The 23,782-nt window shown below is 55.5% G+C and carries 20 protein-coding genes; 5 read left to right on the top strand and 15 right to left on the bottom strand.

The genetic code is table 11. From position 1 onward, the window contains the following. Nucleotides 1-68 precede the first annotated feature (68 nt). The 13 genes from CKV68_RS10720 to CKV68_RS10660 form a co-directional block, all read right to left on the bottom strand. Nucleotides 69-2,660, bottom strand: coding sequence for an FtsX-like permease family protein (locus tag CKV68_RS10720; RefSeq protein ID WP_095076179.1), 2,592 nt, complete (start codon nucleotides 2,658-2,660; stop codon nucleotides 69-71). Then, nucleotides 2,660-3,346, bottom strand: coding sequence for an ABC transporter ATP-binding protein (locus CKV68_RS10715; RefSeq protein WP_029974967.1), 687 nt, complete (start codon nucleotides 3,344-3,346; stop codon nucleotides 2,660-2,662). The genes CKV68_RS10720 and CKV68_RS10715 overlap by 1 nt, the downstream gene beginning before the upstream one ends. Next, a complete protein-coding gene (locus CKV68_RS10710; RefSeq protein ID WP_013911191.1) occupies nucleotides 3,343-3,879 on the bottom strand; it encodes a PadR family transcriptional regulator in 537 nt (178 codons plus the stop codon). Before CKV68_RS10710 ends, CKV68_RS10715 begins: the two co-directional genes overlap by 4 nt. A 167-nt stretch (nucleotides 3,880-4,046) precedes the next feature. Further along, entirely contained in the window at nucleotides 4,047-5,723 is a 1,677-nt protein-coding gene (locus CKV68_RS10705) for a dipeptide ABC transporter ATP-binding protein (RefSeq protein ID WP_038618081.1), read from the bottom strand. 5 nt (nucleotides 5,724-5,728) lie between these two features. Continuing rightward, nucleotides 5,729-6,688: an ABC transporter permease gene (locus tag CKV68_RS10700; RefSeq protein ID WP_095076178.1), complete on the bottom strand. Its 960-nt coding sequence runs from the start codon at nucleotides 6,686-6,688 to the stop codon at nucleotides 5,729-5,731. Continuing rightward, entirely contained in the window at nucleotides 6,681-7,607 is a 927-nt protein-coding gene (locus tag CKV68_RS10695; protein WP_013911188.1) for an ABC transporter permease, read from the bottom strand. The genes CKV68_RS10700 and CKV68_RS10695 overlap by 8 nt, the downstream gene beginning before the upstream one ends. Before the next feature lie 92 nt (nucleotides 7,608-7,699). After that, the gene (locus CKV68_RS10690) at nucleotides 7,700-9,280 is read right to left on the bottom strand and encodes a peptide ABC transporter substrate-binding protein (RefSeq protein WP_014525570.1); all 1,581 of its coding nucleotides are present in this window, start codon (nucleotides 9,278-9,280) and stop codon (nucleotides 7,700-7,702) included. 252 nt (nucleotides 9,281-9,532) lie between these two features. Beyond that, on the bottom strand, nucleotides 9,533-9,919 hold the full coding sequence (locus CKV68_RS10685) for an NUDIX hydrolase (protein ID WP_014525569.1): 387 nt from the start codon (nucleotides 9,917-9,919) through the stop codon (nucleotides 9,533-9,535). Then, the gene (locus CKV68_RS10680; RefSeq protein ID WP_013911184.1) at nucleotides 9,916-10,383 is read right to left on the bottom strand and encodes an AAA family ATPase; all 468 of its coding nucleotides are present in this window, start codon (nucleotides 10,381-10,383) and stop codon (nucleotides 9,916-9,918) included. The genes CKV68_RS10685 and CKV68_RS10680 overlap by 4 nt, the downstream gene beginning before the upstream one ends. Further along, a complete protein-coding gene (locus CKV68_RS10675) occupies nucleotides 10,380-11,135 on the bottom strand; it encodes an energy-coupling factor transporter transmembrane component T family protein (RefSeq protein ID WP_095076177.1) in 756 nt (251 codons plus the stop codon). Before CKV68_RS10675 ends, CKV68_RS10680 begins: the two co-directional genes overlap by 4 nt. Further along, nucleotides 11,132-12,532 (bottom strand): ABC transporter ATP-binding protein, encoded by a 1,401-nt coding sequence (locus CKV68_RS10670; RefSeq protein ID WP_095076176.1) that lies wholly within the window; start codon nucleotides 12,530-12,532, stop codon nucleotides 11,132-11,134. Before CKV68_RS10670 ends, CKV68_RS10675 begins: the two co-directional genes overlap by 4 nt. A gap of 297 nt (nucleotides 12,533-12,829) precedes the next feature. Further along, the gene (locus CKV68_RS10665; RefSeq protein WP_023635446.1) at nucleotides 12,830-13,444 is read right to left on the bottom strand and encodes an ECF transporter S component; all 615 of its coding nucleotides are present in this window, start codon (nucleotides 13,442-13,444) and stop codon (nucleotides 12,830-12,832) included. A 151-nt stretch (nucleotides 13,445-13,595) separates the two neighbouring features. Further along, nucleotides 13,596-14,480: a 2-dehydropantoate 2-reductase gene (locus CKV68_RS10660; protein WP_095076175.1), complete on the bottom strand. Its 885-nt coding sequence runs from the start codon at nucleotides 14,478-14,480 to the stop codon at nucleotides 13,596-13,598. Between the two features lie 99 nt (nucleotides 14,481-14,579). Between CKV68_RS10660 and CKV68_RS10655 the strand changes: the two genes are divergently transcribed. The 4 genes from CKV68_RS10655 (at nucleotide 14,580) to CKV68_RS10640 (ending at nucleotide 21,416) form a co-directional block, all read left to right on the top strand. Further along, on the top strand, nucleotides 14,580-15,506 hold the full coding sequence (locus CKV68_RS10655; protein ID WP_095076174.1) for a DUF808 domain-containing protein: 927 nt from the start codon (nucleotides 14,580-14,582) through the stop codon (nucleotides 15,504-15,506). A 192-nt stretch (nucleotides 15,507-15,698) separates the two neighbouring features. Then, nucleotides 15,699-18,023, top strand: coding sequence for an ATP-binding cassette domain-containing protein (locus tag CKV68_RS10650; protein WP_095076173.1), 2,325 nt, complete (start codon nucleotides 15,699-15,701; stop codon nucleotides 18,021-18,023). A 43-nt stretch (nucleotides 18,024-18,066) separates the two neighbouring features. After that, on the top strand, nucleotides 18,067-19,761 hold the full coding sequence (locus CKV68_RS10645) for an ATP-binding cassette domain-containing protein (RefSeq protein WP_414017494.1): 1,695 nt from the start codon (nucleotides 18,067-18,069) through the stop codon (nucleotides 19,759-19,761). A gap of 14 nt (nucleotides 19,762-19,775) precedes the next feature. Then, nucleotides 19,776-21,416 carry an amino acid ABC transporter ATP-binding/permease protein gene (locus tag CKV68_RS10640; protein ID WP_095076286.1) on the top strand — a complete coding sequence of 547 codons (1,641 nt, stop codon included), beginning with the start codon at nucleotides 19,776-19,778 and terminating at the stop codon, nucleotides 21,414-21,416. A 65-nt stretch (nucleotides 21,417-21,481) separates the two neighbouring features. On the opposite strand, the gene CKV68_RS10635 is transcribed toward CKV68_RS10640, so the two are convergent. Then, complete coding sequence (locus tag CKV68_RS10635) at nucleotides 21,482-21,868, bottom strand: zinc ribbon domain-containing protein YjdM (protein ID WP_014525562.1); 387 nt, start codon at nucleotides 21,866-21,868, stop codon at nucleotides 21,482-21,484. Between the two features lie 132 nt (nucleotides 21,869-22,000). On the opposite strand from CKV68_RS10635, the gene merB reads away from it, so the two are divergent. Beyond that, a complete protein-coding gene (merB, locus tag CKV68_RS10630; protein ID WP_095076171.1) occupies nucleotides 22,001-22,540 on the top strand; it encodes an organomercurial lyase in 540 nt (179 codons plus the stop codon). Between the two features lie 121 nt (nucleotides 22,541-22,661). On the opposite strand, the gene ychF is transcribed toward merB, so the two are convergent. Beyond that, complete coding sequence (ychF, locus tag CKV68_RS10625; RefSeq protein ID WP_014836193.1) at nucleotides 22,662-23,747, bottom strand: redox-regulated ATPase YchF; 1,086 nt, start codon at nucleotides 23,745-23,747, stop codon at nucleotides 22,662-22,664. Nucleotides 23,748-23,782 lie beyond the last annotated feature (35 nt).

Below are 23,782 nucleotides of genomic sequence, written 5' to 3'. Positions count from 1 at the left end.
CGGGTTAGTTTGTAGCTCACACATAAAGCGAGGTCCTCACCAGAACTGGTGAGGACCTCGCTTTTTCTCTATCTCCTAGGGACTAAAGAATCATAATCACGACCCCGCTTTATCCCGTAAGCATATCCCGTTAGCCACCCTACAAAAACCACGCCTACTGCATAGACAGCAACCATCATCCAAGGGATATCAAACACTCTGAACGGATGATCTTCGACAGGTAAGCGGATCAGCTCTGCACGCTCTAACGCGAACAGCCAAACCATAGTTCCTACTGCGCCGGTCAAGGCTACGAATAGTCCTTGCATCGCACTGAATCGTCGAATCAGCTTCTTCTCCCCTCCTAGGGAGAACATTGTGGTGACTTCACGACGAGTCTCAAAGCTGGCCAACGCCACTAGGAGAAGGATGAGGCCAAAGCACAGCACCCACGACAGGAACAAAACTACTGCCACTTCAAACCGATCTTGTAACGCCGACAGCCTCGTTACCGTGACATTGGCAAAGTCATCTCCGGAATAGCCTGGCTTTAGTTTCTCCCACCAACTAAGCTCCGAACCACCCACTAAGTAAGAAGCCCGGAATACTGCTTCTACGCCCAAAGATCGCGCGGTCTCTGGAGAGACGACCACGGCGTTAGTATGGGCGCCTGGCACAGCCATCGCAAGAAGTTCGTGATGGTCGCCGTCTTTGTCAGTCGTTTTCCTTTTAACGGCCACATTGATTTTTCCTGATTCAACGAGATCCGGATTAAAGGCCACTGCCCCGCCGTGAGCAATTGTCTGTTCTAAGCGGTCGATTACTTTTTTATCGAGAGTTTTCAGCTCGCTGTCGGCCAGCATGCTTATAACTGATGGCGTCACCACATAAACAGAAATTTCTTTATCCCAATTGTTAAAGAAGCTAAAGGAATCCAATAGCGACAACCTAGAGTCTGAATCTGCCACCTTCTTACTAGGAGGGAGGACGTTAATTTCGCTGAACCTCCCCCGTTGCGAGGAGTAATAAGAAGCGTATTCGTCGACACGCAATGGTGCGGAATGCTGTGCTTGCTTTTTCCGAATAGCAGCCTCATAAGGACTAGAGTCCGAAGCCACTGCCTCGTTAGCTGTTATCCGAATCCCGTTGACATGGACTTGCGTTCTTAGATCCGCGGGACCTGTGACACTTAGGAATACAAAGACGCATATCATCATCGTTCCAGTGATCGCGCCAACCGCAGGCCCTGTTCTGGATATGCTTCGGAGCGCATCGCGCAGCCCGAGTCGCATACTCAGAGGCATTCGACGACCGAGCTTCGCTAGGAAGAGGATTGTGGCCGGCGCCGATATAATCGCACCAATAACGACCATCACCGCCCATACCCCAATAGGCTGCTCAGGATTCGAGAGCACAATGCCTATCAACCCCAGAATGCCAAGTGCTGGCCCCACAAAGTAGAGCGGCCTCAACCTCACAATGCGTGTCGACGCCCCCTCCGCCAGCGCTTGAACAGGCTCCATCGAGGCGCTGCGTATCGCAGGAAGCATCGCTGCACACAGGCCGGCAATGACAGCTACAGCCACCGACAAAAGTGCAATGTCCCAGGCAAAGCCGAAGACATACACGCCTTCTATGCCCCACGGAAGAAGCATCCCAAGGAATAGGCCAGCCACCGTTCCTAGTAAGGAGCCCAGCAAGCCGACGAGTGCCCCCTGCCACAGCATGATCTTCCTCAGCTGCCGGGGATCGGCACCGACTGCAGCCAACAATCCAGTTGAACGAATTGATCGCCGTGCGGCAACCGCAAAAACCGTGCCGACGATACTCGAGACCAAAATAACCGCGAGCGCCCCCACGGACACAAACATAAGGAATTCAATGTCTACATAAGAAGCGAGAAAGGACGAGTATCTCGATGGGATTACGTGCTCCACGCTATGAACCGAGACTCCTTTCGCCTCTTGACTTACGGCTTGGTCCACTATGCGCGGCGACTCCCACTCCACAGAGACTCCTTGAGGAAGCCGCGCACTTACCAACTCCGAGTCCCCGCCAAACTGAGCTACATTAATATCTTCTTTATTCAAGACCCCCACCGCTTTAGCCACACCGTCCATCACATTGGTGGAGTGATCATCGGTTCGCTCTGCGATGGTCAAAGTCAAAGGTTGCGCGCCTGCCCACGGGATAAACTTCATTTTCTCTCCTACTCGCTTGCCTAGGAGGGAGAGGGCGTCGTCGCTAAGAGCGATCTCACCGCGCGCTGGCACCTGCGGCTCATTCTTCGCCTGCGGAGAAGTCTTCAGAGTAAGGCGGATATCCGCGCCATAGGAGCTAGCAACCGAGGTCTCGAGCTGCCACACCGGGGTAAAAGTATCGGCGATGTCGGGAACAAGGTTCTTAATGCGCTCGATATCCGGTTTTTCCAGTTCCTCGCGGTCTCGCACACACCAGTTTTCCTCTTCTTTGTCTTTTTCTGAGCAGACGGTGTTGCTGATGTCCGCATAAGTACTAGGAAGACGACCCCTATCGTAGGACTGAGCCGAGATTCCCAGCAACGCGTTAGTAAAAGCGCATATCACCATGATCGGCAGTGCGAAAAGAGCAATTGCTACGCCCGATCGGATTTTGTGTGTAGACAGCTCGCGCCATGCCAGGCGTCTAGAAAGCGAAGTCACTATTGATCCCCCTGCAATCGTCCGTCACGCAAATACACCGTGCGATCTGCGTATGCGGCAAACCTCGGCTCGTGCGTCACTAGGAGGCCGGCTGCGCCTTGGTCAATGCGCGACCGCAGCACAGTCATGATGGCTTCTCCGGTGGTGGTATCTAGGGCGCCGGTGGGCTCGTCGGCAAGCAATAATCGACGATCGCCGATGAGAGCACGTGCGATGGCAACACGTTGGCGTTCGCCGCCCGAGAGCTCCGCCGGGAAGGAGTCGCCCGCGTTAGGAAGGCCGATGGCTTCCAAAGCTGCGGCAGCTTGTTCCTCACACGCCTTCCTAGTCATGCCGCTGAGTTCAAGCGGGAGGCCCACGTTTTCGGAGGCGGTAAGAGTTGGAATGAGGTTGAAGTCCTGGAAGACAAAGCCGACGGATTCGCGTCGCACGCGGGCGCGTTCTTTGGCGCTGAATCCGCTGGTGTCACAGCCGTCGATAAGCACGCGCCCGCGAGTAGGAGTGTCCAAGGTCCCTGCAATATTAAGAAGCGTCGATTTTCCCGCCCCCGATGGTCCCATAACCGCGACGAGCTCGCCGGCTTCTACTGTAAGCGACACCGAATCGAGAGTCGTCGTTGTCCGAGAACCGTCATCATGAATTTTGCCGATATTATCCAGAACTAATACTGCCGGTTGGGTCATCATTGTGGTTGTCCTTCTGCGGGGATCTCTAGAGTCTCTATGTGATCAAGCCATCTCGACTCTGCTTCAAGATTGAATATTCGCCTCTCCAGTAGGAGGCGAGCTGCGGTTCGCTGCGGTGCGAGCGCCATTTTTTGCTTCACAACGTCGCGAAGTTCCCACATCACAGCTTCCCGCTGCCGCTGCACCATCTCTCCTACTCCCGATGCATTGGTGGCTTGAGCCATCGCAATTTTGATAACGAGCTCATCGCGCTGATTTTTAGAAAGCAGCGTGGGAGTGCTCCACCATGTCTCCAATTCATCCCGCCCGTGAGCGGTAATGCCGTATACCTGCGCGGTATGTCCTGTGCTGCCCTCTACTTCTCCTAGGGACTCGACAAAGCCGTCGCGCTCCAGCCTTTGGATTGTCTGAAATACCTGACCGATGTTGAGGGGCCAGGTATGTTGCGTGAGTTCATGAAATTGTGTCCGCAACTCTCCTACTGGCCGTGGCTTAGCCGCTAGGAGGCTGAGTAGCGAATGCCGAATAGTCATACAGCTGCCTTCTTTGCAGAGTTTCTTGCTACCAAAGAGATGGTTACTCAGTAACCATGATTAAAAGTTACCGAGTAACCTTTAGGAGTGCAAGCTTTGCATGCAAAAAGAGAGGAGATTCGCAAAGAATCCCCTCTCCTAGTGACAACGAGAGCTAGCAGCGTTCACTACATGCCCGTGCCCAGCTCCACGCCCAAACCAGGAACAGAATCAATGAGGTTACGCGTATATTCTTCCTTCGCCGATAGGAAGAGGTCGTCAGTCGTCCCCTGCTCCACCACGCGCCCTTTTTGCATCACCACAACTTCATCCGCTGTTTGACGCACCACGGCAAGATCGTGCGTGATAAACAGATAGCTCAAATTGAGTTCGGACTGCAGATTGGCCAGCAGCTGCAGGATCTGGTTCTGCACCAGAACGTCCAGGGCCGAAACCGCCTCATCCAAAACGATGATCTCAGGGTTTAACGCCAGCGCGCGAGCTACAGCGATGCGTTGGCGCTGACCGCCGGAGAGTTCGTTGGGATAGCGTCGCATAGCTGAACGCGGCATAGCCACCATGTCTAGGAGGTCGGCCACGCGCTTCTCTCGCTCTTTGCGATTTCCTACCTGATGCACAACAAGCGGCTCTTCGATGCATCGGAAAATTGAATACGTTGGGTCTAATGAGCCATAGGGGTTTTGGAACACCACTTGCAGCTTGCGCCGCATCGCAAAGAGTTCCTTCTTCCCTAACGTAGATAGGTCCGTGCCTTTGTAGTAGACCTTGCCTGAGGTTGGGTCAATAAGGTTGAGGACCATATTGGCCACAGTTGATTTGCCGGACCCCGACTCTCCTACTAACGCGAGGGTCGTTCCTTGTTTCAGGGAGAAGCTGACGTCGTCGACAGCACGCAGCTCGGCTTTTTTACCACGCTGGCCACGAACATCGAAAACTTTGGTGAGATTTTCTACCCGAATGATCTCTTTACTGTCCGTCTTTTCAGAAGCAAGGATCTCAGAGCTTTCCACTCCATGCTCTTGCGCCGATTGGATGCGAGCAGAAGCTAAGGAAGGCGCAGCTTTAACCAACCGTTTGGTGTATGGATGCTGCGGGTCGCGGAGGATCTGAAGGCTGGGGCCGGATTCAACGACGCGCCCGCGGTGCATCACCACGAGGTGTTCGGCACGCTCAGCCGCCAGACCAAGGTCGTGGGTAATAAAGAGAACTGCGGTTCCCAAGTCCTGAGTGAGCCCACCCAAGTGATCTAGGATGCGCTTTTGTACCGTCACGTCCAGAGCCGAGGTGGGCTCGTCGGCAATGAGCAGCTTGGGACGCGCTGCCAAACCGATACCGATGAGAGCTCGCTGACGCATGCCTCCGGAAAATTCGTGCGGATATTGTTTCGCGCGGCGGTGGGCGTCGGGAAGCCCTGCTTCCTCTAAAAGCTCTGCGACGCGAGTATCCATATCAGAACCCGGGACCACATTATTTGCTTTCAGTGATTCCTTTACCTGCGTGCCAATGCGCCACACAGGGTTGAGGTTGCTCATAGGGTCTTGAGGGACAAGGCCGATCTGTGAGCCTCGGTAAGCCTGCATTTGTTTATCGGAAAGCTTTGTAATGTCTTTTCCGTCAAACAAGATTTGTCCGCCCGTTACTTTTCCAGTTCCGGGGAGCAGACCAATGATTGCCATTGCAGTGGTGGATTTACCCGAACCAGATTCACCCACGATGGCCACCGACTGGCCGGGATAGATGGTCAGGTTGACGCCGCGGACGGCGTCGACAGTGCCAGTTGAGGACGTAAAGGAGATTTGTAGGTCCTTCACCTCTAGAAGCGGCGCATTATTATTTTCACTCATTGCTCTTATCGCTTCCTAGACTTCGGATCAAGGGCATCACGGACTACGTCGCCCATCATGATAAAGCTCAAGACTGTCGCACCAAGCGCTACCGCCGGATAGAACAGCACCATGGGCTGAGTACGCAACGATACTTGGGCCTTAGCAATGTCTCCGCCCCACGAGACGATGTTCGGCGGGAGTCCAATGCCTAGGAAGGAGAGGGTGGCCTCCGCCACGATAAACGTTCCTAGCGCCACCGTCGCGTACACGATAATCGGGGCCGCAGCATTAGGCAGAATATGGCTGCTCAGGATCTTCCACTTAGATGCACCCACTGCACGCGCGGCAATAACGAATTCCTCGTTTTTAACCGACAGCACGGCACCTCGAGTGATACGGGCAATGTTGGTCCAACCAAACATAGCGAGCACCACCACGACCGTCATGACTGTGCGCTCCTGCTTAAACATCTGCATAACCACAATCGCCGCTAGGACGAGAGGGACGGCAAAGAAAATATCAGTAAGCCGAGACAACAAGGTGTCCAGGATGCCACCAAAGAAACCAGCGGCAGCTCCAATAACGGTTCCTATGATCACTACCGCAAGAGTGGTAAACACTCCTACTGCGACAGATGCCCGCGCACCGTAAATCATGCGTGCATAGATATCGCAACCTTGGCGATCAAAGCCAAAGGGATGTCCTTCTGTCGGATCTGCCAAAGATTTGGAGAGCTCACAAAAGCCTGGATCCGTGGACGTGAACATCTGCGGAATGACTGCGAGGAGCACTGCGGTAAGAATCAACGCAGCAGAGAACCAGAACAGTGGACGGCGGCGCAGATATTTCCATGCTTCACCCCATGTGGACGTGGGGGCAGACTCGTCGGCGACGGCGTCGACAGCACCCAAACCTGTCTCATCTACATCTGCGATGAAGTGCTCCTGCCCGGGGCGGGGCTGGAAAATATTGTGATTATGCATAGCGGATCCTCGGGTCAAGCAATGCGTAGATCAGGTCCACGACGAGGTTAGCGATGATATAGACGATCACGAGGACCGTGGTAAAGGACACGACTGTGGTGGGCTCGCCTTTAAGAATTGCCTGGTACATGGTGCCACCAACACCGTTGATACCAAAGATTCCTTCGGTCACGATAGCTCCGCCCATAAGCGCTCCAAGATCAGCGCCTAGGAAGGTGGCTACGGGGATCAGCGAGTTACGCAAGACGTGCCTCATGGTCACGTTTCTGCCGCTTAAGCCTTTCGCCCGCGCGGTGCGTACATAATCTGCCCGCAGGTTTTCTGAGACTGATTGCCGGGTGAGGCGAACCACATAGGCAAAGGACAACGCCCCTAGGACGATGGCTGGCATGAGGAGCGATGTGACTGACGTGTTCGATCCGACGGTTACCGGAAGAATCCCCCACTTCACGCCGACAAAGAACTGGAAAACAAAACCAATCACAAATGATGGAACGGCAATGACGATGAGCGACATGACGAGCACGGTGGAGTCGAAGATTCCGCCGCGACGCATTCCTGCGATCACGCCAAAACAAATGCCAAAGACAGCTTCAAAGATAAGCGCCATGACGGCAAGTTTTATGGTCACAGGGAAGGCATGAGCCATGGCTTCCGCGACAGGGCGACCGGAGAAGGTGGTGCCAAAGTCAAGGGAGAAGATGCCCTTGATATACAGCAGATATTGGATGATAAATGGCTTATCTAGATTGTATTCCGCCTCGATTCGTGCCCGGGTGGCTTCCGTCAGACCGCGGTCTCCACCGAGGGCCGCAACGGGATCGCCCGGCATGAGGAATACGAGTGCGTAGAGCAGGAGTGTCGCCCCAAAGAACACTGGGATCATTTGAAGCAAGCGGCGCCCAACATAGCGCAACATATGCAATTTCCTTAAAGCTTATTAACGATGGCTGAGCCCCGCGCAGAGACCACGCGGGGCCAAGCAACAAACGTCTTATATGACGGTGGGGTTTAGCCCTTGGTGATTTGTTCGTACACAGGAACGGACTTCCAACTGAAGACCACGTTGTCTACGTTTTGCGAGTAGCCACCGGTCACATTCGAGTACCACAGAGGAATAGCGGGAAGCTCCTTAAACAGGATCTCTTCTGCTTCCTGGTAAAGCTTGATTCCTTCTTCCACGGAGGAAGCTGCGGCAGCGTCGTTAAGCTTTTTGTCAAACTCAGGGTTGGAGTAGTCGCCGTCGTTGGAGCTGGCGTTGGTGGCGTAAATCGGGCTGAGGAAGTTACCCAGAAGCGGATAGTCGCCTTGCCATCCGGTACGGTATGCGCCCTTGATAGTGCGGTGCGTGACCTCGTCTCGCAAAGACTTGAAGTCTGGGTATGGCTTGCCGGATGCGGAAATTTCCAGGTTGTTCTTGATCTGGTTAGCTACCGCATCAACCCACGACTGGTGTCCGCCGTCAGAGTTGTAAGCGATGGTGAACTCACCGGTAAATGGAGAGATAGCGTCGGCCTTTGCCCACAGTTCCTTAGCCTTAGCAGCGTTGAATTTGGCGACATCGCTTCCGGGCAGCCCTTCCTTATATCCATCGACAACTGGGGATGAGAAGTCCTTGGCCGGGGTACGTGTCTCCTGGAAGATAGCTTTGGTCACTTCTTCGCGGTTAATCGCCAGGGAGATAGCTTGGCGACGCAACACGCCTTCCTCACCCGAGAAGTGCTCAAGCTTCTGCGGGATAGTAAAGGACTGGAAAACCGCAGCAGGCTGGTTAACAGCGCGCTCGCCCAGCTCGCTCTTAAAGGTGCCAAACGCAGAATCCGGAATAGCGTCGAGAACGTCGAGGTTACCGGCCAGGAGGTCGGAATACGCAGCATCCTGAGAAGAATAGAACGTAAACTTCACGCCGTCGTTCTTAGCCTTACGGTCCCCGGTGTACTCCTCATTGGGCACCAGGGTGATGGACTCGTTGTGGTTCCACTCCGCAACCTTGTAAGGGCCGGAGCTGATGGGCTTTTCACCAAAGGCCGCGATGTCATCAAACGCCACATCTGGAAGCGCAAAGTACGCGCTATAGCCTAGGCGAGCAGGGAAATCCGACACGGGCTGGGAAAGCTCAATGCTAAAGGTCTTATCATCGATAACCTTCAGCCCTTCAAGCTCCTTTACGCCGGTGTCAAAGCCCTTCACCAGCTCAAAGAAGGACGCATTGCGCTGATCGTTGGCCACAGCGTAATTCCAGGTCTTGACGTAATTCTCTGCTTTGATGGGAGTTCCATCCGAGAACTTCAGTCCGTCTTTCAAGGTGACCTTGTAAGTTCGGTCCCCCTCAAGGGTGATGGACTCGGCCTGCTCATTATGTGCCTTGCCATCCGAGTCATAGCGAACCAACCCCGAGTAAATAACATCCACGATGCGTCCGCCACCGGTCTCATTGGTGTTTGCGGGAATCAGCGGGTTCTGCGGCTCCGAGCCGTTAGCCAGAACGTAGTTTTTACCGGACTTGCTACCAGAGGAGTCCGAGGAGCAAGCAGCGAGGCTCACAGCAAGGGCCGCGGACATACCAACGGCGAGAGTCTTCTTAAGCGTCATTTACGACCTCCCAGGGGATGACGGACATCTTTCGCAATAGTCTCCAACCGGAAACGTGGTCATTGCTTGCACGAAATCCTAGTCCGTGACGCATGTCATTCATAAGGGCTACAGACGTGCCTAGGTCACTAAAACTGTCCACTTATAGTTTCTGTAAAAATTTCGCCCCTCCTACCTGCACGTCAGACGAATGGTGAGTTTCCCCATATGATTTTAAAGTTATTATCTTGTTACCAAATGGGGGTGAGATTCTTACCCCCTTAAGGCGGGAAAAACCACATCCCGAGACAACGGGGCTAACCTCTCGGAATCACTGTCGAGCCCAAACCACGCGATTTCCGCAATTTCTTCGTACACGGTGTGCGGTTTTTCTTCTCCGCTATAGAGAAACACGTCACAATCAACGGTCGCCCCCGGCTCGTTGGCAGCTGGTGCCTGATAACGCCCGATTGCTTCTAGTTCATCAGTGCCCATATGGATATGTAGCTCTTCAGCGATCTCCCGAATCGCCGCTGCCATGGGATCCTCCCCCTTCTCCAATTTCCCACCAGGCAGCATAAAAAAGTCAGTGTTTCGCTTGCGAACACTCGCTACTTTTCCGTCGTTAAAAAACACAACTGCCGCGATTCTGATAATCATTTCTCTCCTAGCCATAACCGCACATCCACATCCGGGAGCTTTGCACAATGAGCCCGCTCTTGAGCCGCCCATATGTCCCACCACGGCTCGTAATCAGGGTCACGTGCCAAGGCCCGCGCCTTCCGCCACGCTTCCGGGCCGTCAAGAACAACGCTAAAAACATAACCTTTGCTTCTCGACGCCGCCACTGTCTCCCTCGTGATCGCCCCAACGCCTTCGATCACCAGGTTCTTAGCTTGCACAGGCACCCACTCACCGCGCCGGTCGTGCTGCCAATCCCACCGCCAGTACCCAGAGGCCTCACCCAAGACCTCCTCAGCCACGATCCGAGAACCTTCAGCAAGGCCATGCCACCCTGGATAAATATCATCGAGATGAACCAATTCGAACCCCAAGATCCCCGCCAGCTTCCTAGCGAGTGTGGTTTTTCCGGAACCGGAGGGGCCGTCGATAAGCACAATCATGCGCCCAAGAACCTAAAACTTCCCGTGTACACGGAAACCGCAATCGCCACTGTCGACATCGCGCCGCATGCCGCGAGTAGGAGGGCGTCACGACGCCCAAAGGTTGAGGTTCTCGCCCACGTCCTATCCGAATACCGGCCAAACCCCCGAGCCTCCATCGCCGTGGCTAGCTTCGCACCGCGTCGCAACGCTAAAACAAGCAGGCCAAACGTCACAGAAAAAGCTGTCTTCATGCGGCCTTTGTCATCCAATCCCCTCGCCCGGCGCGCCCGGCGCAGCGACTGCCAATCTCGACGAAACAGCGAAATAAGCCTGGTACTGGCCACTGCCCCGATCACAAACCGAGACGGCAACTTGAGCACCTGAGCAAGCCCATCTCCGAGTTCCGTGGGATCGATGGCCGTGAGCAACACAATGACCGGTAGCCCTACGGCCAAGACACGCACCATGATTGCGGCGGCGAGACTCAAAGAATTATCCGTCACATGGGCAAAAAGGAAAGACGCATACTCATGTCCTTCGGGCCTGCCGTATAGGGCCATCGAGAGCCCGGCTATCGGGGTGGCAATAAAAATGGGAAGGCCTCGCCGCGCCAGCACTCGCCAGCGCACCCCAACACAGGGCGCACACACCACTGTAAACATCACTGCAATGGCTGCCGACACAATATCCACGCTGATCAAAAGAGGCGTGGTAAACAATGCCAGGCCGAGAACGCGGGAGACCGGGTTGACGTCCTTGATGAGGTTCACAGCTGAATCTCCTTATCTCCTAGCGCCGCGCGGTACAGCGGGTCGTGGGTAATGGATACCACGGTGGTCCCGTTGTCCGTGAGCTGACGCAAGAGCAGAACGAGCTCAGTAAAAGTGCGGCGATCCTGGCCAAAAGTCGGCTCGTCTAAGAACACCACGTGAGGTGTGTTCACCAAAATGGTAGCCACAGAAAGTCGTCGCTTTTGTCCCCCGGACAACGTAAAGGGATTCGCTTCCGCCAAGTGGTCCAGGCGGAGCGTCGCTAGGAGAGAGTCAGCGCGACGACGCACCTCGTCTTGGGACGTTTTCGCCCCTCGGGCCCCGACAAGAAGTTCCTCGCGCACCGTTTTAGCCACAAACTGGTGCTCAGGATCTTGGAAGACGTACCCCATACGGGCAGCAAGCGCTGTCGAGGACCATGTATAAGGGTGGGGGCCGAGCTTTCCGGCGATTGCCGGGGCTACTCGCACTTCCCCTCCTAGGGACGGAAGTAATCCTGCGAGGGTGAGCAAGGTTGTTGTCTTTCCAGCGCCGTTGGCCCCGGTAAGTACAGTCGAATAACCCCGAGGTACGGCAAGGTTCAGCGAATCATGTAGTGGAGAGTCCCAGCCCACGGCCAAATCATGCGTGGTCAGCGCGTGTTCCGCTGATGCGCTCACTGGCTGTGCCGCGGGTAGGAGGGGATCGTTGCCCGGCACCCACACGCCGCCTTGAGCGAGTTCTTCTCCATGCTGAGAAATCACGGTATCGGCTGGGCCATCAGCGATGATGCTTCCGTCATCGCCTAGCACGATAATGCGGTCCACAAATGCGAGCCACGTATCCACGCGATGCTCGATGATTATTACAGTGGCGTTCGTGGCGTCCGCAGCGGTTTCCACTGCTGCCACCACGTCGCGGACTCCTTGTGGGTCCAGGTTGGCGGTGGGTTCGTCGAGAAGCAATAAATCCGCGCCCATAGCGAGCACTCCAGCAAGTGCGAGTCGCTGTTTTTGACCTCCCGACAGCAACGCCGTGGGATGGTCCAGAGGCAGCTGCAGACCAACGTGGTCCAAGGCAACAGGCACGCGACGCCATATCTCGTCCCTAGGAAGGCGGAGGTTTTCACAGCCAAACGCCACATCATCTCCTACTCGCGAGGAGATAACCTGTGAATCCGGGTCCTGCAGCACCATCCCAGGCGTCGCATGGACCTCTAGGAGACCTTCGCCTTCCCCTTCATCGGCGCCCAGCACGCCCGCCAACGCAGAAAGCAACGTGGATTTTCCGGCACCCGACGCCCCGAGTAGGAGGATGCGTTCCCCACGCTCCACCTCAAGATTGATGCCCTGCAAAGCATGCTTGATACGACTTGAGTGACGGTACCCAAAATCCCGTGCATAAATCTGAGGGGGCATTCCTATCTTCCTATTCAACAAGGTGGTGCTGGGAACAGTATTTTTAGTCCAGTCGCATACGGCCCAGCCCAGCCGACGCAGCGACCGCCTCTCACCTTGTGGCGCGCGGATAGATGACACAGGAAAGGCCATAATTGTCGTTTTTGAGAACGGTAGAGCGTACGCCACTGATAAAAGCCCAGGAAAGCTTTTCTTGTGTTCTCAAAAACGACATTTCCCCTTCCTAGCCGCATAACCAGCCACGTGCCACGCGCGGAAAATCCATGGCACGAGCTGAGTGGGAGCCGAGCGAGAGCACTAAACCCGCGCGCGAGCCTCCCGGCCTGCGGCGAAGCGGTCCAAAGCACCAGTTGAGGCCAGCGCTTTAACCAAGAGGTAGCTTACGAGTCCCGCCAAAATCGCACCGGAGACTGCCATCGCCCCTAGATACGTCAGGTTAAACGCAAGTGTCTTGGCGTAGTTGGCACTCAGGAAGAGCTCGAGGATGAATGCGCCAACTCCAGCACCCACACCCGCAAGCATCGCGACGACCACACCAAAGCGCTTATACAAGAAAGCAGCCAAAATCAGTTCTGCGCCCAAGCCCTGCGCCAGGCCTGAATATAGTGTTTCAATCCCCCATTGATTTCCGATTCCTGCGGAGACCGCAGCTGCCAGAACTTCCACGAATACCGCAGCGCCAGGCTTGCGAATCACAAGCCCACCGATCACGCCGCCCATCAACCAAATGCCGGTGGCGATGCCTCCCAGACCAGGAGTAAGTGCGTTAGCCGCCTGGTACCACGCGTATCCAACGGAGTTCCACGCCCAGAAGATCAATCCACAGGCAATGCCCAGAACTGACGCAATAACAATGTCCACAACACGCCACGACGCGCGCGCGGAAGCAGATGAAGATACAGATGTACTCATGTTTTCTCCCTATCGCCGGCATTATCCGGATCAGGTTCCTACGGTTTGGGGCTTTACGACGCACCGTATAGCGACCCATCTCAGCTCAAGGCGTATAGCCCCTTAAGCACCCGTTTTCTTTGTGCAATTATGCGCGCGGGACAGTTTACCTCTATCGGTGTAAAAGAACATCAAGGATCAGGCGATGCATTCGTGCTTCTCTACCCCCGCGCTCCGCCATCCGCACCACAGCTCCTACTTGAGCATCCAGCTCGCTAGGAAGGCCGTCGAGAATATCCCTTTGCATCGAGCTAGTCGCATGAGCAGCCTGACTATCAGCGAATGCAAGCGTGGCGTCCACACTATCTGCGGGAAGATTAATCCCTAATGCACGCCCGGCCTCTTCGACTTCCCGCATCAGGTTTTTTAAATCCGCTCGGTATGTTGTGCGAATATCTCCCAAAGGCTTCTCCACAAGAGCGCCTAGCGCGCCAAAGCACGTGACAAACATAGCCTTTGCCCAAATGTCTTCCATCACCGCAGGGTGAACAATCGGTTCGATACCTGTTTTAGCTAAAACCTGCTGCAATTCATTGACAGTGTCCTGCGTTGCCGGGTCTACCGAACCAAAAGTAAAGCTCAGGACTCCTCCCGTAAATTCGACTTCCGCAGGCCCCCTCCTAGTAAGGAAACTACGCACCACACCTGGGACAACTGCAGCAGCACCAAAAGTATCGATGGCTATCTGTGGCATTTCCACAGAATTTTGTGTGGTCACCAGCACGGCGCCGCAGGGCAGCGCTTCTGGCAATCCGGGGGCTGAAAGAGTCTTCGTGGCTAGGAGAACGATGTCTGCCGACTCTACTTCTGAGAGAGAAGACACCGCCTGCACGGGAACGTCGCGAAGCCCCTCGGGCGTGTGAATACGCAGTCCCCTGCTTTTTAGTGCCTGCAGACTCTCATTTCGAGCCACAAAAGTAACATCTGTCCCAGTCTCATGAAGCAAAGCGCCGAAGTATCCGCCAACCGCCCCGGCGCCGATAATAACGATGTGCATGATCTAGACCTTATGCCACAGTGCTTTCTTGTTGGGGAGATGACTGAATCCCCGCTACGATGGAATTTCTCTATTTCCCTCTCACGTTAGGATTTTCTCATGGCTGGTGGCCTCGCTGCCCTTCTCGACGACGTAGCCCTTATCGCCCGAGCAGCTGCCGCCAACGTTGATGATGTTGCAGCGGCAGCTGCAAAAACGAGTGCCAAAGCCGCAGGCGTGGTGGTCGATGACACCGCAGTGACCCCACAATATGTCAAAGGGGTGGCACCTGCCCGAGAACTTCCTATCATCTGGCGTATTGCTAAAGGCTCCATCGTTAACAAGCTGCTCATTATTTTGCCTATTGCGTTGCTACTCAACGCCATAGCGCCGGGCCTGCTTACTCCCATCCTCATGCTTGGAGGCGCTTATCTGTGCTTTGAGGGGGCAGAAAAAGTCTGGGAAATGATCTCCGGCAAGCAGCACGCGAGTGAAGAAAAAGCCGGCGATAAAGACGAAAACACTCTCGTCCGCGGCGCAATTACCACCGACCTCATCCTGTCTGCAGAGATCATGGTTATCTCGCTGAATGAGGTAGCCGATAAGAGCATCTGGATGGAAGCCGCAGTCCTTATTACTGTCGGAATTTTTATTACCGCAATTGTCTACGGAGCGGTTGCCCTCCTAGTCAAGATGGATGACTTTGGACTAAAACTTGGCACACGCGATTCAGCTGGTGCCAAGCGGCTCGGCAGAGGGCTCGTCACGGCAATGCCCAAGGTACTCAATGCTATTTCCGTTATCGGAATGCTGGCCATGTTGTGGGTGGGCGGTCATATCGTGGTTGCCGGGCTTGCGGAGCTTGGGTGGTGGCATCTTCCGCATGACGTGATCCACGATCTTGTTCACCGGGTGGGGCACTTAGGCAAGTTTGTCCGGTGGGTTGTGGAAACAACATGTTCATTGATCTTCGGCCTTCTCCTAGGCGGCATCATCGTGGCCGTAGTCGAGCCGATTCACCGTGCATTGCACAAGAAAAAGCATTAAACGCTTCTAGGCCCGCGCCTACCCCTATTGTGTAGAACCCCGATAAGATTTCTTATCGGGGTCAGTTTTCGTGATGCGTCAACATAATTCACTGCGTATGCTGATTCTTCGTATTTTCACCCCAGATTCATTAGCCCCTCTTGCCGATCCGGCTCCCCCACTCAGTGCCTTAACTCTAGGAGCAACTGCCTCATGTCCCAAGAATTCATCCGAGTCATCGGCGCACATGAAAATAACCTTCGCGGCATTACCGTAGATATCCCCAAGCGCAAACTCACCGTTTTTACAGGTGTCTCGGGATCAGGAAAGTCGTCGTTAGTGTTTAGCACGATCGCCGCGGAGTCGCAACGGCTCATTAATGAGACCTACTCCACCTTCGTACAAGGCTTTATGCCCACGTTGGCGCGACCAGACGTAGACGGCCTGGAAGGTATCACCACGGCCATCGTGGTGGATCAAGAACCCATGGGCACCAATTCACGTTCCACAGTAGGAACGGCAACAGATGCCACCGCGATGCTTCGCATTCTATTCTCCCGAATCGCACAACCGTCCGTAGGAGGGCCTGGGGCATACTCGTTCAACGTTCCTAGCGTCCAGGCCTCCGGCGCGATCTCCGTAGGAGGAGGGAAGAAAGAACACGTCAACTTCAAGCGCACCGGCGGACAATGCCCCACGTGCGAAGGCATGGGCCGGGTGAGCGACATTGATATGTCTGAATTGGTGGATACGTCGTTGTCGCTTAACGACGGCGCCCTCCTAGTCCCCGGGTACAAAGTGGGCTCCTGGGTGTGGAAGACTTTCGCGGAAACGGGACTGTACCCGGCAGACAAGCCCATCGATGCGTTCACCGAAAAACAAAAACACTCGCTGCTCTACCAGGAGGCGACAAAGGTCAAGTTCAACGGCTTCAACTACACCTATGAGGGTCTTGTTCCTAGGGTGAAAAAGTCTATTCTGAGCAAAGATCGCGAGTCGATGCAAAAGGCTATAGGAGAGTTTGTCGATCGCGCCGTGACCTTCATCGCCTGCCCCGAATGCGGCGGCACGCGGTTGGCTCGCCATGCCTTGGAGTCCAAGATCAAGGGAAAAAACATTGCCGAGCTGTGCCAGATGGAGATCAAAGACCTTGCGGAGTGGATGCACGGCGTCACTGATAAATCCGTTGCCCCCTTGTTGGAAGCGATCCAGCACAACTTAGAGAGCTTCGTCGACATCGGCCTGGGCTATCTCACCTTGGATCGTCCGGCAAGCAGTCTTTCTGGTGGTGAGGCTCAGCGGACAAAGATGGTGCGCCATCTAGGCTCCGCGCTCACCGATGTCACATATATCTTTGATGAGCCCACCGCCGGCCTGCACCCGCACGACATCGAGCGGATGAATCGCCTGCTCCTGGAGCTCCGCGACAAAGGCAACACCGTGCTCGTTGTGGAGCACAAGCCTGAAACCATCGCGATCGCCGACCACATTATTGACCTAGGCCCAGGCGCAGGTAGCGAAGGCGGCATACTGCAATATGCGGGGGGCTTGGCAGGACTTAAAACATCAGGAACGATCACTGGCAAGCATCTCGACGACCGCACCACCACCAAAGCCAGCGTCCGCGCTTCTCGCGGAGTCATCGAGGTCCGCGATTCCACACTGAACAACCTCGACCACGTTGATGCAGATATTCCGCTGGGAGTACTCACCGTGGTTACGGGTGTGTCTGGGTCGGGAAAATCCTCTTTGATCGCATCGCTGCCCAAAAACGATGACATCGTCATGGTCGATCAGTCCCCTATCCGCGGTTCCCGCCGCTCAAACCCCGCCACGTACACGGGCACCCTGGAACCCATTAGGAAGGCCTTTGCAAAAGCCAACGGCGTAAAACCCGCGCTATTTTCTCCTAATTCCGAAGGCGCGTGCGCCAATTGCAAGGGCGCGGGCGTGGTGTACCTCGACCTGGGGATTATGTCTGGCGTTGACCTTCCTTGCGAGGTCTGCGAGGGGCGGCGTTTCGACGACTCCGTCCTGGGCTATCACTTTGGCGGCAAAGATATTGCCACTGTTTTAACTATGCCTGCCAAAGAGGCCTTGGAGTTCTTCTCCTCAGCAGAAGCCAAAGTTCCGGCCGCGGCCAAGATTCTCAAGCGGATTGTCGACGTCGGACTCGGATACATCACGCTCGGTCAACCGTTGACCACATTGTCAGGTGGCGAGCGTCAACGCCTCAAGCTCGCATCGCATCTGGCCGAGAAAGCCACCACTTTCATCTTGGACGAACCGACCACGGGGTTGCATCTGGCGGACGTCGATAAGCTCCTTGCCCTATTGGATACCCTCGTTGACGCGCACAAAACCGTGATCTGCGTAGAGCACCATTTGGGAGTGATCGCCCACGCTGACCACGTGATAGACATGGGTCCCGGAGCAGGTTCTGCCGGCGGGCGCGTTGCTTTTTCTGGGACGCCGCAAGAGATGATCGACGAGGCGCATACTCTCACTGCGCAGTACCTGAAGTCTTATGTGAGCTAACCTCTCCTACTCATCGCGCCAGTAGGAGAGGGTATGTTAGGTAATGCTAACATTGCTAACTATGTTGCCTGATACCCATATCGGCTCATCCCCCACCAGCCTCCGTGGGATGAGTCCGCTTTCCGCCTGGCTTGTGCCGATATATGCGGTGCTGAGCTACTTCGCCGCGGGCATTGCTCTTGTCATTATGGCTTCTGCGCTTACTCGGTATATTCACGAGGAGGAGGCCCATCCTCTCTCCTACGCAGCAGCCGGCGCGGCCATCCTCGCCGCGAGCATGTTCACCGCCTTAGATATTCGCACCGGTGCACGCACTGCGCGCGACCACGAACGCCATACGCGACATCGTCTTTTAGCAGCGCTCTACTCTGCGCCAACCATGTCTAATCGGGATCGAAAAGAATTTCATCCCGGGAAACTCGTCGCACTCTTGACCGATAACGTCGAGCGAGCTGCAGAATTTCGCCATGCTTATTTAGGTTCCGCGCTAGCAGCCATGGTCTTCCCCATCGCTGTCGTCGTCTACATTGCCGTTGCTTATGACTGGCTTTTGGGGCTTAGTATGCTCGGTCAATTCATCCTTGTCCCCCTCCTCCTACGCGGCTTCATGCGATTGTTCCGGAGCCGTTCTGCCGATTCACGGCGCAAGCGGGCTGGACTTTCAGAAAAGTATCTCGACGCCATCAGAAATCTCACCACGATCAGCCTCATCACTGCTGGCAGTCGGGTTGAACAGCAACTACGCGCAGAAGGCGAACGCAACCGTGGCGCCACCATGAAATTGCTGGCAGGCAATCAAGTGGTGATCATCGTTATGGATCTTGCGGTTTCGCTTGTTCTTATCTGCACCACCGTTGCGATTATCGCTGTGCGTGTTTCCAGCGGATCCCTCTCTCCTAGTCACGGTTTAGCGTCCGTCTTCCTGTTGGTTCTCCTACTCGCACCGTTAGCCCAGGTCGCTGGTTTTTTCTACGTAGGAATGGGAGGCATCGCCGCGCAGCGAGCGATCAAGAAGTACCTTCACACGCACGAACACACAGAGGCCCTAGATAACAATGACGCCGGTTCGACGGAACACGACGTCTCCCGCGACGCTATCGTCGTCGATTCGCTGAACTTTTCCTACGGAGAGACTCCGGTACTCACCAACGTCAGTATCACGGTTCCGCATGGGGCAAAACTAGCTATCGTTGGTCGCTCTGGATCGGGCAAATCCACGCTGCTCCACCTCCTTCGCGGTCTCCTCCCCACGACTCCCGGCGCGATTACTATCCGAGGCCTAGACGCAGCAACAACGCCTCTCAACAACATCCGCACTGCCACCGCGACCGTAGCGCAGCACACCTGGCTCTTTAGCGGTTCGATCGCTGACAACCTGCGCATCGCGCGCATCGATGCCTCAGAAGCCGACATGTGGGAAGCACTTTCGCGCGCCAACCTAGCCGATGAGGTACGCAGTATGCCCCATGGCCTAGACACCGACGTTGGCGAGCGCGGGGCCTTCCTCTCCGGCGGACAGGCACAACGACTATCCCTTGCCCGCGCCTTATTATCCGGCCGCGACATTGTGCTTTTCGACGAACCCACCAGCCACATCGACCTCGAATCCGAGGCGCTCATCGTCTCTGCGATCCAACAACTCCCCGAGAGCATCACAGCCATCATGGTCACTCACCGCCCCGCCCTCCTAGCCGCAGCCGATACCGTCTACACAATGGAAGCAGGTGAGCTGCGATGACCGTGACAACTACGATGCCACCGTCACTAGGAGAGGTTGTGCGTTGGGTGCTTTCAATCACCCGACCCGTCCACGCTCCGCTCTATTTTTCCATCGTCATGCGCATTATCCAGCTCAGCTTAGGAATTATGATCTTTGGCTTGGCTGCACAAGGCGTAGGAGGAATCGTTATAGGCACTGACCGGATAACCCCTGTCCTGGTCACGTTGGCGGTGCTGGCCTGCATCAAAGCAGTCGCTCACTATCTCGAGCAGTTTTCCGGTCATTATGTCGCGTTTAAGGCTCTTGAGTTGCTCCGCGGTGCAGCTTTTTCCCGCCTCTGGCCTAAGGCCCCCGGGGTGTTGCGTTCCACTAAATCTGGCGACCTGGTCACCTCCCTTACCAGGGACATCGACCGGATTGAGGTGCTTTATGCTCACACTATCGCCCCCACGATTGCGGGAGTCACCGTTCCCCTAGGATTCGGTGTTGCATGGGGTCTACTTTATGGCTGGCAGCTGTCTGCAGTTCCCCTTATTTTTGGCTTGTTTTCTGCGCTTGTGGTTCCACTGATTGGGGCAAAGCAGTCCTTCGTTGCCACACAAAAAGTGTTGAGCAGGCGCCGTGAGCTGTCGCAACACGTCACGGATTCGGTGTTCGGCGCCGAGGAAATCGTCTCCTACGGACGGCAGCAGGAACGGCTTGAGCAGAGTTGGGATATTGCGGGGGACGTCGCAAAGCTAGCTATGCCCGCCGCCCACTATCGTGCGCTTCGGCGTGGAATCAACCTCGGACTCACCTACGCGTGTGTGCTCGGCGTGCTCATCGTCGGAATCGCAAGCAACGCGAACCCCGCCGACATAGCGTTCATTATGGGCGGCTGCCTGCTGCTTTTCGACGCCCCACGTGGCCTAGAAGACGCCGCCGGTGCGCTCGATCACTCGCTTGCTGCCGCACGCAGACTCCACCACATTTGTCACCTCCCAGCTGCGGTCAGCGACGGCACTCTTAGTGTTGATCGCACGCAACCCGTCACGATCACCTGGGACAACGTTAGCTATGCATATCCCGACGCCCCGGAAAAGCCGATACTGCAGGGGTTTACGCAGACCATCGCAAACGGTGAGCACGCGGTCTTTGTTGCGCCATCAGGAAGTGGCAAATCCACGGCAGTCCATCTCCTACTCAGGTTTGATAACCCCAGCAGCGGCGACATCCTACTCAACGGAATTTCCGTATCTCAGTATCAGTTGGCAGAACTGCGCAAAGCCATTGCGCTTGTGCCGCAGCGCAGTGAGTTGCTAACCGCAAGCATCAAATCCAACCTCCTGCTCGCGTGCCCCGATGCCACCGAAGAAGCCATGTGGCATGTGCTTAGTGTGGTGCACTTAGATCAAGAGATTCATCGCCTACCACAGGGCCTGGATTCACTCACCGGAACCGAGGTTGCGGGGCTATCCGGTGGGCAAATGCAGCGCTTATGCTTGGCACGAGCCCTGCTTACCCAACCATCGGTGCTGGTTCTCGACGAATTCACCGCCAACGTCAACGCAGAGCTGGACCAGGCAATCAGAAGCTCGCTTAAGGAGAATTATCCAGAGCTTACGATCATCGAAATCTCACATCGTGCGCACGAGCATGGTGATGACCAGCGGGTTATCTCTTTACTCTCCTAGCGAGGAATGCGCGGAATAGCAGAAGGAGGGACCAGATTATTCTGATCCCTCCACAGCACTTCAGCCTAAGCCTTTTTGACCACCGAGGATTTCAGGTAGATCCGCCCGAGGCTGGGCACAGAGGCATCAATGTCGTGGCCATTGACAGGCTGATCGAGCAGTCGGATGCTCTTGACTTTTGTCCCGACCTTGATGGTTCCACCGCCACTGCCAGCGATTTTCAGGCCTTTAACCACGGTCACGGAATCGCCGTCGGCAAGCAGATTACCCACGGCATCACGGATGCCTTTGTCTTCTGCAGACGATGATTCGTCGTCGTTGTCCGCGACGAGGGTCCATTCATAAGCGCACATCGGGCACACGAGGAGCGCACCTTGTTCATAGGTGTACGGCTCCGAGCATTCAGGACACGGAGGAAGTTGATCTAACATTGAACTTAAATTACACGACATTCCGCTGGAATTTAACTTCTACGAGAGGCGCTGTGATATCGCCTTACAACCTATGTCCTAGGACCCGTATGATACGGATCCCACACGAAAACCATTGCTGACAATCATTGCCATTAGTGGTAGCCTCACCAAGTGTCTTCAAACTCGTCCTCCCCCTCCGCACGCGACCTGCATACCCTGCTCAAAGGCCACACAGACGGCGGTATCCAGCAGCTCGCCGATCGTCTCATCTCACCGAATCCCACACCCCACCTGGCGCACCTATCCACAGGGACCAGCGCGTACACCTGGTGCCTCCTAGACACCTTCATCTTGGCCGGACTCTTCGCCTGCGACGTCCAGATTGAAAGCCGACCCCCTTCAGCAGCAACACCTCTGAGCATTTCGCTTATCGACGACACGCTCACCGCCAACCCAGACTTCGTCGTTTCTTTCCCTCTTACCTGCGACGAAAACGGCACCCACTTCACGGAGGCGTTCTACCCCTACGCAAACCTCTTTCCGACGATAGAGCATTATCATCATTGGGCTCCCCGACAGCCACGCCCCACCGTCCCCATCAGCGTCAGTCACGCACACTCCATCGCAGCCGATTTCGCCATGGATATACGGGCGCACAACAATAGCTGCGAAAGGGCTGACGTGCTTCCCCTGGCAATCGTCTCGCACTAGTACATGCGCAAAGATAGCACCTGATGAAGAACGCCCCCGGCATCGAATCTCCCGAAGGAAAACGATGCCGGGGGCGGGAATCCAGAAGCCATTGAAGCCATTGTGGCTCGGAGCAGTCTGACTAGACGTTGAACTTAAACTCCACCACGTCGCCGTCGACCATGACGTAGTCTTTGCCTTCCTGACGAACCTTGCCTTGAGCCTTGGCCTCAGCCATGGAACCAGCGGCATCAAGGTCTGCAAAAGAAACGATCTCCGCTTTAATAAAGCCGCGTTCAAAGTCAGTGTGGATCACGCCGGCCGCCTGAGGAGCAGTGTCACCCTGGTGAATGGTCCAGGCGCGGGATTCCTTGGGGCCTGCGGTGAGGTAGGTTTGCAGTCCGAGGGTGGCAAACCCGGCTTTGGCCAAGGAATGCAGTCCGGGCTCGGTCTGTCCTACGGATTCGAGAAGCTCCATGGCCTCGTCTTCTTCGAGCTCAAGCAACTCGGTTTCGGTCTTTGCGTCTAGGAAGACACAGTCCGCTGGGGCCACGAGGGCGGCGAGTTCTTGCTTGCGGGCGTCGTCGGTAAGCACTTCCTCGTCGGAGTTGAAGACGTAGAGGAAAGGCTTTGCCGTCATCAGGTGGAGCTCGCGCACCTTGGTCAGGTCCAACTCGCCGTTCTTTGCGGCGCTAAACAGCGTGCGGTCATCTTCCAACACGGCTTGTGCCTTCTTGGTCTCTTCGACGACCTCGGCCAAATCTTTATTCTTGCGTGCATCCTTTTCCAGACGCGGCAGGGCCTTTTCGATGGTCTGCAGGTCTGCAAGGATCAGCTCAGTGTTGATCACGGCGATGTCCGACATGGGATCAACCTTGCCGTCAACGTGGATCACGTTGTCATCGGCGAATGCTCGCACGACCTGGCAGATCGCGTCGGCTTCGCGAATGTTGGCTAGGAAGGCGTTGCCCATTCCCTCACCCTCAGATGCGCCTTTCACAATGCCGGCGATGTCCACGAAGGAGACAGTCGCGGGCAGGATGCGCTCGGAGCCGAAAATCTCGGCTAGGCGGGTCAGGCGGACGTCGGGAAGCTCGACGAGGCCGACGTTCGGCTCGATGGTGGCAAACGGGTAGTTTGCGGCGAGGACGTCGTTACGGGTCAGGGCGTTAAAAAGGGTGGACTTGCCAACGTTAGGCAGGCCGACGATTCCAAGTGTTAGGCTCACAGGCTCACATCCTAGCAACCTCGCTCCTAAGCCCA

Source organism: Corynebacterium ulcerans (assembly GCF_900187135.1).
GTDB classification, from domain to species: domain Bacteria; phylum Actinomycetota; class Actinomycetes; order Mycobacteriales; family Mycobacteriaceae; genus Corynebacterium; species Corynebacterium ulcerans.
This window is presented reverse-complemented; position numbering and strand designations above follow the sequence as displayed.

Bases quoted from the DNA above. Each gene is read 5' to 3' on its own strand.
- CKV68_RS10715 (WP_029974967.1), bottom strand. From the start codon at position 3,346: ATGATGACCCAACCGGCAGTATTAGTTCTGGATAATATCGGCAAAATT.
- CKV68_RS10710 (WP_013911191.1), bottom strand. From the start codon at position 3,879: ATGACTATTCGGCATTCGCTACTCAGCCTCCTAGCGGCTAAGCCACGG.
- CKV68_RS10705 (WP_038618081.1), bottom strand. From the start codon at position 5,723: ATGAGTGAAAATAATAATGCGCCGCTTCTAGAGGTGAAGGACCTACAA.
- CKV68_RS10700 (WP_095076178.1), bottom strand. From the start codon at position 6,688: ATGCATAATCACAATATTTTCCAGCCCCGCCCCGGGCAGGAGCACTTC.
- CKV68_RS10695 (WP_013911188.1), bottom strand. From the start codon at position 7,607: ATGTTGCGCTATGTTGGGCGCCGCTTGCTTCAAATGATCCCAGTGTTC.
- CKV68_RS10690 (WP_014525570.1), bottom strand. From the start codon at position 9,280: ATGACGCTTAAGAAGACTCTCGCCGTTGGTATGTCCGCGGCCCTTGCT.
- CKV68_RS10685 (WP_014525569.1), bottom strand. From the start codon at position 9,919: ATGATTATCAGAATCGCGGCAGTTGTGTTTTTTAACGACGGAAAAGTA.
- CKV68_RS10680 (WP_013911184.1), bottom strand. From the start codon at position 10,383: ATGATTGTGCTTATCGACGGCCCCTCCGGTTCCGGAAAAACCACACTC.
- CKV68_RS10670 (WP_095076176.1), bottom strand. From the start codon at position 12,532: ATGCCCCCTCAGATTTATGCACGGGATTTTGGGTACCGTCACTCAAGT.
- CKV68_RS10665 (WP_023635446.1), bottom strand. From the start codon at position 13,444: ATGAGTACATCTGTATCTTCATCTGCTTCCGCGCGCGCGTCGTGGCGT.
- CKV68_RS10660 (WP_095076175.1), bottom strand. From the start codon at position 14,480: ATGCACATCGTTATTATCGGCGCCGGGGCGGTTGGCGGATACTTCGGC.
- CKV68_RS10655 (WP_095076174.1), top strand. From the start codon at position 14,580: ATGGCTGGTGGCCTCGCTGCCCTTCTCGACGACGTAGCCCTTATCGCC.
- CKV68_RS10650 (WP_095076173.1), top strand. From the start codon at position 15,699: ATGTCCCAAGAATTCATCCGAGTCATCGGCGCACATGAAAATAACCTT.
- CKV68_RS10645 (WP_414017494.1), top strand. From the start codon at position 18,067: ATGCTAACATTGCTAACTATGTTGCCTGATACCCATATCGGCTCATCC.
- CKV68_RS10640 (WP_095076286.1), top strand. From the start codon at position 19,776: ATGCCACCGTCACTAGGAGAGGTTGTGCGTTGGGTGCTTTCAATCACC.
- CKV68_RS10635 (WP_014525562.1), bottom strand. From the start codon at position 21,868: ATGTCGTGTAATTTAAGTTCAATGTTAGATCAACTTCCTCCGTGTCCT.